Source organism: Amycolatopsis sp. NBC_00355 (assembly GCF_036104975.1).
GTDB lineage: Bacteria > Actinomycetota > Actinomycetes > Mycobacteriales > Pseudonocardiaceae > Amycolatopsis.
In genome coordinates, this window is the sequence record NZ_CP107982.1 from 110,249 (window position 1) to 125,152 (window position 14,904).

Genomic DNA, 14,904 nt, shown 5'->3' on the forward strand with positions numbered 1-14,904 from the left:
CTCAGTCTCGGTCGGCGTTGTCAGCGTTGTCAATGGCCAGGACCGGACAGAACCGCAGTCCGGTGCGGGTTCCGAACCGGCCGCGGGCTCGCTGGGGGCGTCGGCTCAGTGCTCGGCCGGGCGCAGCGCGACACCTCGGCCTTCGCCCGACCCGCGCGGCACGAGCGTGGTCGGCAGGACCACCCGCCGCGGGCGGGAACGGTCGCCGTCGAGGCGGGCGAACAGCAGCTCCGCCGCCCGTTTTCCCAGCTCGCGGGGGTCCTGCGCGACCACCGTGACGCCCAGTACCTGGGCCAGCTCCGAGTCGTCGAAGGCCACCAACGCCGTCTGTGGTGCGCCGGACTCGGCGATGGCCCGGGCGACGCCGCCGACCAGCCGCGGGTTGTCGGCGAACAGCGCCGTCGGGGCGTCGGGTGCGGCCAGCAGCTCGGCCGCGGACCGGTGGGCCGCCGCCGCGTCGACCGCGTCCGTGCGGACCGCGTGCGGTTCGAGGCCGGCTTCGGCCAGTGCCGCGCGGAAGCCGCGCAGCCGCTCCCGCGCCGTGTGGATCACGGGGGAGTGGCCGACGTAGGCGATCGCCCGGTGGCCCTGGCCGAGCAGGTGCGTCACGGCCTGCCCGGCGCCCTCGGCGTGGGCGGCCAGCACGCAGTCCACCGGCAGCCGCCGCGGCGGGCGGTCGGCGAACACGATCCGCGTGCCGACGTCCAGCTCCGGGCGCAGGTGGTCGTGCCGGCGGTCGGCCGACACCACGATGAGCCCGTCGAGGCGGCGCTCGACGAACGTGCCGAGCAGCCCGCGTTCGCGCGCGGGATCCTCGTCCGAGCCGGCGACGAGGGTGGTGAACGACCGCGCCGTGGCGACCTGTTCGATCGCGCTGAGCATCCCGGCGTAGAACGGGTCGGCCAGGTCCGCGGCCAGCACGCCGATGCCGCCGGCGGGCCGGTCGGTCCGCCGCAGGCCCACCGCGTTGCTGTTCGGCCGGAACCCGAGCCGGCGGATCTCGGCCTGGACGCGGCCGCGCACGTCGTCGCTGATGAACGGGTAGTTGTGCACCACCCGCGACACCGTCTTGACGCTCACCGACGCGGCCGACGCGACGTCGCGCATGGTGGGCCGCCCGGTGGGCGCCGGGCCACGCCGGCCGGCCGCCGGCCGCTCCGCATCCGAGGCTCGCGTCACGGCGGCGACCCTACCTCAGGCCCGGAGCCTTTGTCGGGCAACAGGATTCACCGCGAACCGGCGCCGCGGGCCAGTCGGTGCGATGCTGGCGGGATGACCGATCCGCGGCGGGAACTCGAGCGAATCCGGGACGGCGACGGCCCGGGCTCCGGCCACGCCCGGGCGGCGCTGACCGCCGAGACCCCGGAAGAACGGCTCCGCGCCACCATGCTCGCCCTGACCCTCGGACGGGGCGCGGACCGCAGCACCTGCCCGTCCGACGCGGCCCGGGCGGTCGCCGACGACTGGCGTCCGCTGCTGCCGCGGGCCCGGGACGTGGCGCGAGAGCTGGCCCGCGCCGGTGAGGTGCGGGTCACCCAAGGGGACCGCACGCTCGACCCGGACGGCGAATGGCGCGGGCCGATCAGGATCCGGCTCGCCGATGGCTGAGCCGGAGCGCACGCCGGACGGACGCTTCGTCGTCGTCGACGGCCGGCGCTGGCGGGCCACCGACCCCGACATCCCGGAGGACGCGGCGGCCCGGTTGCGCAGCTTGCTGATGCGGGCCCGCCGGGACGTCGGCGCGGCCCGGCGCGGCCGGGACGTCGACGCGGAACGGGAGGCCCGGTCCCGGGTGCATGCGGCGAAGGTCGCCTTGGGCGAGCGTGGCACTCCCTGGTGGGACCAGGATGCCGAGCAGCGGCGGCAACGCTGGCAGCACGGCCTCGACGTCCTGGACTGAACCTCGGCCGAAGCCGGCACCCGGCCGGCGCCACGTCGTAGTGCCGCGCGTCGCAGGCCGTCCGGCGCCGGAACGAGGCTCGCCTGCTGAACCCTGCCGAACCCGCCGAACCGCCGGCCGCGCCGAACCCGCCGGACCGCCGGCTGCGCCGAACCGCCGGGCTCCGCCCGCCCCGCCGAACCGCCGGCCCCGCCGAACCGCCGGCCCCGCCGAACCGCCGGCCCCGCCGAACCGCCGGCCCCGCCGAACCGCCGGCCCCGCCGAACCGCCGGCCCCGCCGAACCGTCGGCCCCGCTGGCCTGCCGAACCGCCGGCCCCGGTCGCCGGGTCTCGGACGCGGGACGTCAGCGGTCGGCGACCGGGTCGTGCTCGTGTCGCGGGCCGAGGACGCGCAGCATCTCCAGGGCGTCCGTGCCGCCGGGTGGTGGGGTGAAGACCCGCAGCCGCTGGTCCGCCGCCGGGGTCGCCAGCGTCTCGCAGTCGAACTCGATGCCGCCCAGCTCCGGGTGCCGCAGCCGGTAGCGGTGGGCCCGGCGGACCGCGACCTCGTGCCGGTCCCACAGCTGCGTGAACTCGGGACCGGCCGCTTGCAGCCGGCCGAGCAGCGTGCGTGACGCCTCGTCGTCGCCGCGGCGGGCGACGGCGGCGCGCAGGTCGGCGACCAGCTCGCGGCCGTGCTGCTCGTGCTCCTCGGCCTCGAAGTGGCCGCGGACGCGCGGCTCGGTGAACCAGCGCAGGACGATGTTGCGGTCCTCCCGGGCCACCGTGCACACGCACCCGAACAACGCCAGCGCCAGGTCGTTCTGGGCCAGCAGGTCACCCAGGTCGCTCAGCACCTGGACCGGCACGCCGTCGAGGCGGTCGAGCAGGTACAGCAGGCCCGGGCGCAGGTACTCGCCGGCCCGCGCACCCTCCGGCGGGCGGTGCCCGGCGAGCAGGTACAGGTGGTCCCGCTCGTCGGTGGTCAGCCGCAGCGCCCGGGTCAGCGCGGCCAGCAGCTGCTCCGACGGCTGCGGGCTGCGGGCCTGCTCGAGCCGCATGTAGTAGTCGGCCGACATCCCGGCGAGCACCGCGACCTCCTCGCGGCGCAGGCCCGGCGTCCGCCGCCGCGGCCCGTCGACCAGGCCGACGTCCCGCGGGGTCAGCCGGCTCCGGGACCGGCGCAGGAAATCGGCGAGCTCGGCGCGGTGCATTCCCATGTGCTCATGGATAGCACCGATCGCCGGTGCGGATCATCGGACCGCGAGTCCTAGGCGGACCGCTCCGTTCCCGGGACGCCGGAATCGGAGCACGGTCGTGGGGTGACCGAGACGAAGAAGATGAAAGCGGTGCGGTTCCACGAATACGGCGGGGTCGACGTCCTGCGGGTCGAAGACGTGACGCGCCCGGTGCCCGGCCCCGGGCAGGTGCTGGTCGAGGTCCGCGCGGCCGGGATCCAGCCGGGTGAGGCGATGATCCGGGAAGGCGCGCGGCACGAGCGCTGGCCGGCGGTGTTCCCGTCCGGGCAGGGCAGCGACCTGGCCGGCGTCGTGGTCGAGACCGGTCCCGAGGTGCGCGGGGTCGCGGTCGGCGACGAGGTCCTCGGCTTCACCCACGAGCGGGCGAGTCACGCGGAGTTCGCCGTGGTCGACGACGTCCGGCTGACGCCGCGACCGGCGGGGCTGCCCTGGGACGTGGCCGGGTCGCTGTACGTCGCCGGGACGACCGCCTACGCCACCGTGTTCGCGGTCGACCCCGCGCCGGGTGACACGGTCGTCGTCTCCGGCGCGGCCGGCGGGGTCGGGTCGCTGGCCGTGCAGCTCGCGCGGCGGACCGGCGCCACGGTGATCGGGCTGGCGAGCGAGCCGAACCACGCGTGGCTGACCGGCCACGGGGTCGTCCCGGTCGGCTACGGGGACGGGGTGGCCGATCGGATCCGGCAGGCCTCCGGCGGGCAGGTCGACGCGTTCATCGACACGGTCGGCGACGGTTACGTGGCCCTGGCGGTGGAGCTGGGCGTGCGGCCCGAGCGGATCGACACGATCCGCGACTGGCGGGCCGCGGTCGGGATCGGCGCGCGGACCGCCGGCGAAGGCGCGGCGGCCTGCGCGGTCGTGCTCGGCGAGCTGGCCCGCCTCGCCGCGCGCGGGCAGCTCGAGGTGCCGATCGCCCGGACCTACCCCCTGGCGCGGGTCCGGGACGCCTTCCGCGACCTGGACCGGGGGCACACGCACGGCAAGATCGTGCTCCGGCCGTGACGACCTTTCCCCCGGTCACGACGTGGTCAGCTCCGGGGGAGCTCACCGCCGGCCAGGGTGCGGTCGAGGAGCGGGAACAGCCGATCCCAGTGGCGCTGCAGCGCCACCGGGTTGAACGCGTCGGTGTCGGACATGGTGTAACCGTGGACGGAGCCCGGGTAGATCTCGGTGCTGTAGGCGGCACCGGTGGCGTCCAGGGCCCGGTTGAGCTCGTCGACCGCCTCGGGCCGCATGTCGTTTTCGGACAGCCCGAAGTGGACCTCGGCGGTGAGCTTCGCCAGCAGGCGGTGCGGGCTGTCGGGTCCGTCGGTGACGAGGAAACCGGGGTGGAACCCGGCGACGGCGGCCACCCGCTCCGGACGGGCCGCCGCGGTGCGCAGCGCCAGGGCGCCGCCGATGCAGTAGCCGATCACCGCGGCCGGTCCGGCGCCGACCTCGGGCTGGGTGGTGAGGAACCCCAGGTAGGCGTCGGCGTCGCGCAGGATGCGCTCGGTGGTGTGGTCCGCCAGCAGGGGCATCAGCCGGGCGATGATCGCGGGCCGGATCTCCTCGCCGATGTGCTCGGGGAGGTCGACCACCGGCGCCGGGCCGTGGCGGTAGTAGAGGTTGGGGACGAGCACGTAGTACCCGTGCCCGGCCAGTTCGCCGGCCTTCTGTTCGAGCTCGGGCCGTAGGCCGAAGGCGTCGGAGTACAGCAGCACCGCCGGGTGGCGCGCGCCGTCGCCGGGGAAAGCGGCGAAGGCGTCGGCCCGGCCGTCGGCGGTGGGTACGTGCAGGGTCTTGGTGGGCATCGTTCTCCGGTCGTGGTCGGGGTGTGGAGCGTGCGATCGACCCGACGGCGGCGGTGCCCGCGCGGCGCTCAGAAGAGTACCGGGTGACCCGTCTGTGTGTGGCGCGAGGCCGGCCCGGTAGTCATACCCGACAGCATAACTCGGAAGAGTGACGCCGTGCGTGCGTCCAGGTGACGGCGAGGCGAAACGGTCATCGCCGGACCAGGTGGCCGTCATTTCGTGGTGGTAACGAATTGCGCCATCGGAGTCACCGGCATCGGCGCTCGGGTGGCGTCCCTTCAACGATTTCCCCGCGCGGCATACGCTTTTCTTCCGGTACTGAGAAATCGCGAAAAAGAATCGAGGAACGTTCATGCGAAGACGCATGCGTGCGCGCCGCCTGGGGGCGGCAGCCTTGCCCCTCGTGCTCGTGGCCGCGGCCTTCCCGCTGCCCGCGGCGGCCGACCCCGCCCCGCCGGCGGCCCCGTCGGCTCTGACGAAATCGGTGCAGGACACCGGATCCCCGGCGGACCACGGTGCCACCGCGAACTGGGTCATCGGCTACGACGACCACGCGAGCGCCACCGGCGCCGCGGCCATCACCGACGTCGTCGGCGCGGGGCAGTCCTACCGGTCCGGCTCGCTGCACGCGCCGCCCGGGTGGACGCCGTCGTGGTCCACCGACGGCAGCACCTTCACCGGCACCGAACCCGCTTCCGGCGTCACCGCCGTCCGCGCGACGAACCCGCGCTCCGGGCCCGACGCGACCTCGCTGTCCGGCTCGCTCACCCCGCCCGTGCAGGCGGTCACGACCGCGACCGGCGGCGACGGATTCACCCCGCTGCTGAACCGCACTCCCGACGGCACGCTGCAGGCGTGGAACATCTACCACCACGTCAACACCGTCAACCAGAAGCTGGTGTGCACCGACGTCGGCACCGGCCAGCGCTGCCCTGGCGGCCCGTGGCCGAAGCCGCTCAACACCGCGCCCGGCCCGCTCGGCAACGGCAACACCGGCGACATCGCCAGCACCCTGACCCCGCAGTACGTCCGGAACCCGGCCGCGCCCGCGCAGGTCTACTACCCGGCCCTCACGGCCACGTCGGTCGGGGTCGGCTGCCTCGACCTGGCCGCCGCGGCGAACTGCGGGTACTGGCCGCTGACGGCGACCGGCGGTTCCCCGTCCGCGGTCAACAGCATCGCGGGCCTCGTCGAAAGCGGCGGCAACCTGTACGGCGTCGTGAGCACCGGCGCGGTGGTCTGCTGGACCATGGCCACGAAGAGCGCCTGCGGCGGCCAGCCGTACGCGCCGATCGTGCCGCCCAGCAACAACCAGCCGGGGAACACCCTCGCCCACATCTACGGCTCGATGACCGTCGTGGCGGGCAAGGTGTTCGCGTCGTCCTCCGTCCCCGGTGTCGGCCGGCCCGCGCTGGGCTGCTTCGACCCCGCGACGGCGACGGCGTGCACCGGCTGGGCGGCGTCGAAACCGACCGGCCCGCCCGGGAACTACACCTACAACGCCTACACCTTCTTCAGCACGGCGGGTGCCCCGGTGGGCGCGTGCTCGACGACGAGCGGGGCCACGGACGTCACCACCTGCTTCGCACTCGACGGCTCGGCCCTCCCGGCCCCGCCGATCGCGGCCGCGCTGCCGGCCGGGGTGTGGGTCTTCAACCCGGAGGTCGTCACCGACCCGGCCGGGCACCTGCGCAGCTACCTCGCGATCTGGAACGGGGGGTTCGCCGGGGCGGCGCTGTGCCACGACTGGACGACCGGTGCCGCGTGCGCGGGCCTGACCGGCCCGATCACGCACCCGGGCGCCGCCGGTGGCAACACGCGGGACTACGGCTACACCTACGACCCGCCGACCGGCTGCCTCATCGGCCTGGGCGACGCGGGTGTGCTGTTCTCGATGGATCCGGCGACCGGCGCCACACCGTGCGTCCGGTCCGGCGGGCAGGTGACGCTGAAGCCGGGTGACTTCTCCTGCGACGGCGGTACCGGGCACGTCCAGGGCTACACGGCCGCGCGGCTGACCGGCATCACGCCGTCCAATGTGGACTTCGCCGCGTCGCGGGTGACGGTCGTCGACCAGAGCGGCACCGTCGTCCCGACACCCGGCTTCGCCCCGGACGGCTCGGTCGACCTGACCGGCGTCTCGGCCGCGGCGCACCCGTCGATCACGGTCACGACGTCGCTGGTGCTCACCAGCGCGGCCGACTTCGGCGGCGGCAACCAGCCGCAGCTGATCGTCGGCTACGCGGGCGACGCGCCGCAGCTGTGCTTCTCGACGACGATCGCGGCGGACTGCGCGGTGTCGTCGGTGGCGAACACGGCCACCGGCACCGACACGACGGGCGCGTTCACCTCCAACACGGTGACGCTCCCGGTCGCGCCGGGCGCGGCGTGCACGCCGAAGGTCACGGTGCAGAAGGAGATCTGCGTACCGGCGACCGCGTCGAAGTGCGGTCCCGGCGGGGTGGGGCCGTGGGCGAAGCAGGCCCCGGTCGGTCTGCTGGGCCTGCTGAACGCGACGGCGTACTGGCGGATCACGGTGACGAACCAGGGTCCGGTCGCCATCACGGCCGGTCAGGTCGTGGACAGCGTGGAGCCGTCGTGCCAGACGGGCCCGTTCACGCTGGCGGCGGGAGCGTCGAAGCAGGTGTACTGCTCGACCTACGCCCTGCTGAGCCTGTTCCCGATCACCAACCGCGCGAAGGCGGGTTATGTGCCGGTGAACGTCCCGCCGGCGACGCCGCCGACGTACACGGAGTGGTCTTCGGCGACGGCGTGCTCGTTGCTCTGCATTCTCCAATAGGCCCAACGGAGCAAGGGAATGGTCCGTCGCGGTGAGTGACGGTTGGTGAATCGAAGTGCCGCCCGTGGGCGCGGTCTGTTTCCGCGGTCGCACGGGCGGCATTTCGGCACTTCACGGCACCCGGCCGGGAATTTGAAACCGACGATTCGCCGTCCGCGTGATTCACCGACGTCTTCGATATGATCGAAACTCCATTGTTACGACACGGGGGTTGATTCACTCGATCGTGTAAGCCTCCTCGTGGTTTTCCGAAGTCGATAGGCGGGAAGTGGTGCCGGAGGTAGGGTCTGCCGTCGGAAGAGTGACCCGAATGGTTGATCTCCCGAGTCGTCTGCCATTTTCCGGAAGAAAGAACGAACAGTGGACTTCGACGCACTGGCCGGCGAACTGCGAAATCTGCGGGAAAGCGTCGCCGGGGTGACCGACACCGTGCTGGCCGCGGTCGACGGGATACCCATCATCGCCGATTCGGCGGACACCATCGACCCGGCGAAGATCTCCGCCCTCGCCGCCGCAGACCTCGGGATCGCCCGCCAGGCCGCGCAGGTCACCGGGCAGGGCACGCTGAGCCAGACCGTGGTGTTCAGCAGCGAGGGGTACATGGCCGTCTACGCCATCGGCCGGCTGGCGTTGATGGTCGTCCTGGGGGACAAGGGACTCAACGTCGGGCGGCTCCTGTTCGAGTGCCGGCCCGTCATCGAGCGGATCAGCTCCATCCTGGCCGCGTGATGCCCGGCGCACATCGGGGACGCGAGGCCGCCGACCACCCATCCACAAAAGGAAGTGACGTCATGACGAACATCGACACCGCATTGAAGGAAGCCATGTCGATCGCCGGCGCCGTCGGCGTCGCGCTGGTCGACTACGAAAGCGGGATGTCGCTCGGCACCAGCGGCAGCGGAGAATGGCTGGACCTGGAGGTCGCCGCGGCCGGCAACACCGAGGTCGTGCGGGCGAAACTGCGGGTCATGTCTTCGCTCGCGCTCAACGACAACATCGAGGACATCCTGATCACGCTGCACCGCCAGTACCACCTGATCCGGCTGCTGAACTCGGTGTCGTCGCGGCAGTCGCTGTTCCTGTACCTGGTGCTGGACCGGGAGCGGGCGAACCTGGCGCTGGCCCGGCACTACCTCAAGCGCATCGAAGCGGACCTGCAGGTATAGCGGCCGTCGTTCCCGCGCTTCCAGAGGAGGAGTCGGCGTTGACCGGAGGCGGGTCCAGCGCCGCGCTCGTCATCGGGTCGGCGTTCCTGGACGACCTCGGGCCCTTGTTCCCGGTGCGGCTGAACCTCGCCGGCGAAGACCTGGAATTCACGTTCGTGCTTTCGGAACACCCGCCCGGCGGCGTGACGCCGTGGGTGCAGCAGTGGTCCGGCACCGGGGTGGGCGGCCTGGTGCCGCGGTTCTTCGTCGACGCGAGTGGCCGCCGGATCCGCGTCGAGCTCGCCGGGTCCGCGGTCCGGGCCGTGATCGTGGTGCCGGCGGAAGACCCGGCCTCGCCACACCGGGGCCGGTGGCAGGACCAGGTGCCCACGGCGCTGAAGCTGGCGCTGGAGGAGATCGCGCGGATGCTGTCGCGGTGTCACCACTACGCGGGCGGCACCGAGCCGCTGATCGACCTGGAGCTCGGCTACCGGCCGGAAGCCGGCTACGAGGCCCGGCTGGCCGCGGCCCACGAGACGGCGAAAGGCTGGGTCCGCCCGGTCCGCCCGGTGCTCGGGATGCGCTGGCGCACGGCGACCGCGGCCCAGCGCAAGGCGTTCGCCGACGAGCTGCCGGAGGTGACCTCGGCCCGCCGGTGGATCCGCCGGCGGCGCACCGCCCGGATCATGGGCCTCGAGGTGGAGCTGCCGCCTTGAACGGCGGCGGGGTTCAGCGGTACCGGCCGCGTGGTGCCGGGGTGGAGCTGAAGAATCGGCGGTGGAAACGGTGGTGGCCCCGGTGGATCCGGGGCCACCACGGCATTACGGGCTCGGCGTCATCGGCTCAGCCTTGGTGCCACTTCTGGTTCGCGCCGCCGGTGCAGTCCCACAGGACGAGGGGCGCGCCGTCGTCGCCGTTCCAGCCTTGGATGTCGACGCACTTGTTGGCCTGCGGGTTGACGAGGTCGCCCGCCGCGCTCAGGACGAACTGCTGGGCGGCGTTGCCGCTGCACGTGGCGATCTGGATGACCGCCCCGTTCGCCGTGGAGCCCCAGGCGACGTCCATGCACATGTTGTTCTGCGTCTTCAGCGTGCCGCCGGTGAAGGTCCAGTTCTGGGCGATGGTGTTGTTGCAGCCCCAGGTCTGGAGGTGGACGCCGTCGGCGAAGTTCTGGCTCGGCACGTCGACGCACTTGCCGTTCCAGTTGCTGATGAGCCGGTTGCCGGACGCCGGCGGCGGGGTCGTCCCGCCCCCGCCGGTGAAGCTGTTCAGCGTGATGCCCGCGGCCCGGGGGCTGCCGTCGTTCACCAGGGACTCGAAGTTGCCGACGTCGTCGAAGGCGAACGCGTAGGCCTTGCCGTCGGCCATGTTCGCGTGCACCAGCCGCGCGTACTGGTTGGTGGGGTTGCTCTTGTAGAAGTCGCCGGCGTTGCTGCTCGGCTGGGTGTCGATCGTGCCCAGCGTGCCGCGGTTGAGCGCGGCGCACAGCGTCCGGGAGATCGGGCCGACGACCTGGTCGTTCGGGGCGGCCAGCGCGCCGTCACAGCCCCAGACGTTGGCCGAAGACGGCTTCGTGAACGACGCCACCTGCTGCCCGGCCGTGTTGGTGAAGTTCATGACGTTGCCGGAGGTGCGGCCGAAGTACTTGGTGTTCGGCTGGTCCCCGAACGGCACGACGGTCAGCGTCTTGCCGGTGTAGGCGTTCCAGGCGGAGGTGATGTACGGGTCGAGGTAGGTGCTGCTGAGCTGGCCCGCGTCGGCCGCCTTGCCGGGGGCCAGGACACGCAGGATCGTGCCGTCCGAGCGGGTGTAGACCGAGCCGCCCCAGCCGGACTGGCCCTTGATGCCGTTGATGACGTTGTCGCGCCCGTTGGCCACGAGCGTGCCGGTCGAGTTCACCGCGCCGGCTCCGGTCGTGACGCTCACCGTGTGCGGGATGGCGAACATGTCCACCTGCGAGCTGTTCAGCCAGAGGCCGGCGTCGTTGTAGGTGAACTCGCTCCAGTCGAAGAGGATGTCGCGGTTCGAGTCGCCGCCGGCCCACGGCGCCGGCTGGACCAGGCCGTCGGGCGTGAGGTAGAAGTTGAGGCGCTGGCCCATGGAGAAGTAGACGCGGCCGGACATGTTGCGGGGTACCTGGATCGTCGTGCTGCCGCCGTTGCCCGGGCCGGCGATGGAGACGTCGGGTGCCGGGGTCGGGGGATTGCCGCCGCCGCTCCAGGCGGTGAAGGTGCCGCCGGCGTTGACGTAACCGAGCCGGCCGGTGCTGAGGTTGACGCCGAGGACGTACAGGTAGACGGCGTCACCGCGGCCGGTGTTGTTGGTGATGGACAGCGGCAGGAGCGCGGGACCGGACGCCGCGGCGGGGGTGGCGCCGCCCCACACGGCCGTCGACACCACCGCCGCGAGCGCGGCGATGATCGCGGTCAGCTTTCTTCGAGTTCGCATCGGCGACTCCTTTGTCCGGGGTGGGTGACTCCGATCGGAAAACTCGAAGGCGGAACGCGACGACGTTGTCAGCGCGCGCCGTCACGAAGGGCGCGGACACCTCGAACAGGAGCGGGCTGAACTCGTTTCACGGGCCGACGATCGTCGACGGAGTAGTCAGCGACGGTAGGCCTGTGCCACTCATCGGGTCAATGGTCTAGACGAATCTCGGGTCTCTCGTGCAGCGGCGCTGCCCTGGTGACCGTTGACCTGCGGGGCACTTCGCTGCGTGTTGAAACGTCACAATTCGAGATGGCCGGTCAGGATGGCGTCTCAGACCAGGTTTTCGCACGTCGTTGACTTCAACTTCGAGCGCATAGTAGCGTCACCGCGTCGAGTCTGTGAAACCTTTCAATTCGGAGGTCGCGATGGTGCGGCGGCAGGGGCTGTGCACGTGAACGTCGCCGTGTTGGTCACCTGCATCAACGACGCGCTGTTCCCCGGCACCGGCAAGGCGGTGTTCCGGCTGCTGCGCCGCCTCGGCGTCGACGCGGACTTCCCGGCCGGGCAGACCTGCTGCGCGCAGCCGATGGTCAACACCGGCTACCTCGACGAGGCCGTGCCGGTGGTCCGGTCGTTCGCCGACGCCTTCGCGGGGTACGACGCGATCGTCACGCCGTCCGGCTCGTGCGCGGGGTCCATCCGCCACCAGCACTCGATCGTCGCGCGCCGGGCGGGGGAGCCCCGGCTGGCCGAGGGCGGCCCGAAGGTCTACGAGCTGAGCGAGTTCCTGGTCGACGTGCTCGGCGTGACCGACGTGAACGCCTACTTCCCGCACCGCGTCACCTACCACCCGACCTGCCACTCGCTGCGGATGCTCGGCGTCGGCGACAAACCGCTGCGGCTGCTGCGGGAGGTGCGCGGGCTGGACCTCGTCGACCTGCCCGCGGCCGGGGAGTGCTGCGGGTTCGGCGGCACGTTCGCGGTGAAGAACGCCGAGACGTCGACCGCCATGGGCGCCGACAAGGCCCGGCACGTCCGCGGCACCGGCGCCGAGGTGCTGGTGGCGGGCGACAACTCGTGCCTGCTGCACATCGGCGGCCTGCTTTCGCGCGAACGCAGCGGCGTGCGCGTGATGCACCTGGCCGACGTGCTGGCCTCGACCGAGGAGGACGCATGAGTGCCCCTCGCCCGGCCCGGGCGTCCCGCACGGCACAGGAGGACGCGTGAGCGCGACGTTCGTCGGCATGCCGGCCTTTCCCGAGGCGGCGCGGAAAGCGCTGGCCGACACCCAGCTGCGGCGCAACCTCGCGCACGCCACCGGCACCATCCGCGCCAAGCGCGCGGCCGTCGTCGGCGAGGTCGACGAGTGGGAAGAACTGCGGCTGGCCGGCGCGGCCATCAAGGACAACACGCTGCGCCGCCTCGACGAGTACCTGCCGCAGCTGGAGGCGTCGCTGCAGGCGCGCGGCGCGACCGTGCACTGGGCGCGTGACGCCGCGGAAGCGTGCGAGATCGTCGCGAAGATCGCGCACACGCACGGCGTCGACGAGGTCGTGAAGGTCAAGTCGATGGCCACGCAGGAGATCGGGCTCAACGAGGCGCTCGCCGAGCGGGGCGTCACCGCGTGGGAGACCGACCTCGCGGAGCTGATCGTGCAACTCGGCGACGACCTGCCGAGCCACATCCTGGTACCCGCCATCCACCGCAACCGCGCGGAGATCCGCGAGATCTTCCGCCGCGGCATGGCCGACGCGCCCCCGGGGCTGTCGGACGAGCCCGCCGAGCTGGCCGCCGCCGCGCGGCTGCACCTGCGGGAGAAGTTCCTGCGGGCGCGGATGGCCGTGTCGGGCGCGAACTTCGCGGTGGCCGACAGCGGCACCCTGGTGGTGGTCGAGTCCGAGGGCAACGGCCGGATGTGCCTGACGCTGCCCGAGGTCCTGGTCTCCGTGGTCGGCATCGAGAAGATCGTGCCGACCTGGTCCGATCTGGACGTCTTCCTGCAGCTGCTGCCGCGCTCCAGTACGGGGGAGCGGATGAACCCGTACACCTCGACGTGGTCGGGCGTCACGCCCGGCGACGGGCCGCAGGAGACGCACGTGGTGCTGCTGGACAACGGCCGCACGCGCGCGCTGGCCGACGAGGTCGGGCGCCAGGCGCTGCGGTGCATCCGCTGCTCGGCGTGCCTCAACGTCTGCCCGGTGTACGAGCGCACCGGCGGCCACGCGTACGGCTCCGTCTACCCGGGACCGATCGGCGCCATCCTGAACCCGCTGCTCAAGGGCGTCGGCGTCGACGAGCAGACCGATTCGCTGCCGTACGCCTCCAGCCTGTGCGGCGCGTGCTTCGAGGCCTGCCCGGTGCGCATCGACATCCCCGAGGTCCTGGTCCACCTCCGCTCGAAGGTCGTCGACGCGCACCGCGAGGGCGTCCCGAAACCCGAGGCGGTGGCGATGAGGTCGGCGTCCTGGCTGCTGTCGGACGCGCGACGGCTCGGCTTGGCCGAACGCGGCCTGGGGGTCGCCGGCCGGGCGTTGACCCGCTTCGGCCGGCGAGTGCTGCCGGGCGGCCGCCGGGCCCTGGGACGCCTGCCGTGGCCGGGTTCCTCGTGGACGAACGCCCGTGACCTGCCGGCCCCGCCGCGGGAGTCGTTCCGCACGTGGTGGCGCAAGGGCGGCCGGCCGTGAACGCGCGGGAAGACGTGGTTGCGGCCGCGCTCGCGGGCGGCCGGCGATGAGCGCCCGCGAGGAGATCCTGGCCGCGGTCCGCGGGGCGCTGCGCGAAGCGGACCGCACGGAAGCGCCGGTGCCGCGTGGCTACCGGACGGTGACACCCCCGGACGTCGTGGACCTGTTCGCCGAGCGCGTGGTCGACTACCGCGCGGCGCTGACGCGCTGCACGCCGGCCGAGCTGCCCGGCGCCGTCCGGCAAGCCCTCGGCCCGGCGCGGAAGGTGGTGGTACCGGCGGGTTTCCCGATCGACGTGCCCGGCGCGGTGGTCGCCGGCGCCAGTGCCGGCTCGGGTGACGCGGCGGACCTGGACACGTTCGAGGCGGTCGTCACCACGGCGACCCTGGGTATCGCCACCACCGGAACCCTGGTCCTGGACCACGGCCCCGGCCAGGGCCGCCGCGCGCTGAGCCTGGTCCCGGACGTGCACGTGTGCGTGCTGCGCGAGGACCGGATCGTCCCGGGCGTCCCGCAAGCCGTGGCGGCCCTCGACCCGGCGCGCCCGCAGACGTGGATCAGCGGCCCGAGCGCGACGAGCGACATCGAGCTGACCCGGGTGGAGGGCGTGCACGGGCCGCGAACCCTGCACGTCATCGTCGTCGCGTCATGAGCGCGAGGAGGAAGGGCCGTGAGTGTTCAGGAGGGTACTGACCGCCGACCGGCACCGAAACCCGCCGCTGTGTCATCCCGAAATTGAAACGATCAACCCTCGAATCCAGGCCGCGCCCCCCGGCCGCTTCCAGGAGCTGCTGTGCGCGTCCGCAAGGAGTGGGAGCCCGGCCTGATCGCCGAGCGACTCACCACGTCCGACCCCGAGGACGCGGGCCACGCCGTCGGCACTCACACCTTCCGTTCCTCCATTCCGTGCCGCTGAA

General features: G+C 72.7%; 15 protein-coding genes. 11 read left to right on the forward strand and 4 right to left on the reverse strand.

Going from position 1 to position 14,904, the window contains the following annotated elements; all coding sequences use genetic code 11:
- Positions 1–105: 105 nt before the first annotated feature.
- Positions 106–1,179 (reverse strand): LacI family DNA-binding transcriptional regulator, encoded by a 1,074-nt coding sequence (locus tag OHS18_RS00435; RefSeq protein ID WP_328457273.1) that lies wholly within the window; start codon positions 1,177–1,179, stop codon positions 106–108.
- 93 nt (positions 1,180–1,272) lie between these two features.
- Here OHS18_RS00435 and OHS18_RS00440 point away from each other — a divergent pair, with 93 nt between their 5' ends.
- Both OHS18_RS00440 and OHS18_RS00445 read left to right on the forward strand, forming a co-directional pair.
- On the forward strand, positions 1,273–1,608 hold the full coding sequence (locus OHS18_RS00440; RefSeq protein ID WP_328457272.1) for a DUF3253 domain-containing protein: 336 nt from the start codon (positions 1,273–1,275) through the stop codon (positions 1,606–1,608).
- The gene (locus OHS18_RS00445; RefSeq protein ID WP_328615458.1) at positions 1,601–1,900 is read left to right on the forward strand and encodes a hypothetical protein; all 300 of its coding nucleotides are present in this window, start codon (positions 1,601–1,603) and stop codon (positions 1,898–1,900) included. The genes OHS18_RS00440 and OHS18_RS00445 overlap by 8 nt, the downstream gene beginning before the upstream one ends.
- A 344-nt stretch (positions 1,901–2,244) precedes the next feature.
- Here the strand turns inward: OHS18_RS00445 and OHS18_RS00450 are convergent, their stop codons facing one another.
- Positions 2,245–3,099, reverse strand: a complete 855-nt coding sequence (locus OHS18_RS00450; protein ID WP_328457270.1) for a helix-turn-helix transcriptional regulator — start codon at positions 3,097–3,099, stop codon at positions 2,245–2,247.
- Positions 3,100–3,219: 120 nt separating this feature from the next.
- On the opposite strand from OHS18_RS00450, the gene OHS18_RS00455 reads away from it, so the two are divergent.
- Positions 3,220–4,137 (forward strand): NADP-dependent oxidoreductase, encoded by a 918-nt coding sequence (locus tag OHS18_RS00455; protein ID WP_328458967.1) that lies wholly within the window; start codon positions 3,220–3,222, stop codon positions 4,135–4,137.
- Positions 4,138–4,163: 26 nt separating this feature from the next.
- Here OHS18_RS00455 and OHS18_RS00460 read toward each other — a convergent pair whose 3' ends face one another.
- A complete protein-coding gene (locus OHS18_RS00460) occupies positions 4,164–4,928 on the reverse strand; it encodes a dienelactone hydrolase family protein (protein ID WP_328457269.1) in 765 nt (254 codons plus the stop codon).
- A gap of 352 nt (positions 4,929–5,280) precedes the next feature.
- On the opposite strand from OHS18_RS00460, the gene OHS18_RS00465 reads away from it, so the two are divergent.
- The 4 genes from OHS18_RS00465 (at position 5,281) to OHS18_RS00480 (ending at position 9,589) form a co-directional block, all read left to right on the forward strand.
- Complete coding sequence (locus OHS18_RS00465) at positions 5,281–7,728, forward strand: DUF7617 domain-containing protein (RefSeq protein WP_328615459.1); 2,448 nt, start codon at positions 5,281–5,283, stop codon at positions 7,726–7,728.
- Positions 7,729–8,088: 360 nt separating this feature from the next.
- Positions 8,089–8,457: a roadblock/LC7 domain-containing protein gene (locus tag OHS18_RS00470; RefSeq protein WP_328457267.1), complete on the forward strand. Its 369-nt coding sequence runs from the start codon at positions 8,089–8,091 to the stop codon at positions 8,455–8,457.
- A gap of 62 nt (positions 8,458–8,519) precedes the next feature.
- Positions 8,520–8,894: a hypothetical protein gene (locus OHS18_RS00475; RefSeq protein WP_328457266.1), complete on the forward strand. Its 375-nt coding sequence runs from the start codon at positions 8,520–8,522 to the stop codon at positions 8,892–8,894.
- A 38-nt stretch (positions 8,895–8,932) separates the two neighbouring features.
- The gene (locus OHS18_RS00480) at positions 8,933–9,589 is read left to right on the forward strand and encodes a hypothetical protein (protein WP_328615460.1); all 657 of its coding nucleotides are present in this window, start codon (positions 8,933–8,935) and stop codon (positions 9,587–9,589) included.
- Positions 9,590–9,716: 127 nt separating this feature from the next.
- Here the strand turns inward: OHS18_RS00480 and OHS18_RS00485 are convergent, their stop codons facing one another.
- Complete coding sequence (locus OHS18_RS00485; protein ID WP_328615461.1) at positions 9,717–11,321, reverse strand: beta-1,3-glucanase family protein; 1,605 nt, start codon at positions 11,319–11,321, stop codon at positions 9,717–9,719.
- A 433-nt stretch (positions 11,322–11,754) separates the two neighbouring features.
- Between OHS18_RS00485 and OHS18_RS00490 the strand changes: the two genes are divergently transcribed.
- The 4 genes from OHS18_RS00490 to OHS18_RS00505 all read left to right on the forward strand — a co-directional run bounded on the left by OHS18_RS00490 (position 11,755) and on the right by OHS18_RS00505 (position 14,903).
- On the forward strand, positions 11,755–12,480 hold the full coding sequence (locus OHS18_RS00490) for a (Fe-S)-binding protein (protein ID WP_328615462.1): 726 nt from the start codon (positions 11,755–11,757) through the stop codon (positions 12,478–12,480).
- Between the two features lie 67 nt (positions 12,481–12,547).
- Positions 12,548–13,987 (forward strand): lactate utilization protein B, encoded by a 1,440-nt coding sequence (locus tag OHS18_RS00495; RefSeq protein ID WP_328458966.1) that lies wholly within the window; start codon positions 12,548–12,550, stop codon positions 13,985–13,987.
- Positions 13,988–14,033: 46 nt separating this feature from the next.
- On the forward strand, positions 14,034–14,639 hold the full coding sequence (locus OHS18_RS00500; RefSeq protein WP_328615463.1) for a LutC/YkgG family protein: 606 nt from the start codon (positions 14,034–14,036) through the stop codon (positions 14,637–14,639).
- Between the two features lie 141 nt (positions 14,640–14,780).
- Positions 14,781–14,903: a hypothetical protein gene (locus tag OHS18_RS00505; protein ID WP_328457261.1), complete on the forward strand. Its 123-nt coding sequence runs from the start codon at positions 14,781–14,783 to the stop codon at positions 14,901–14,903.
- Position 14,904: the final 1 nt, after the last annotated feature.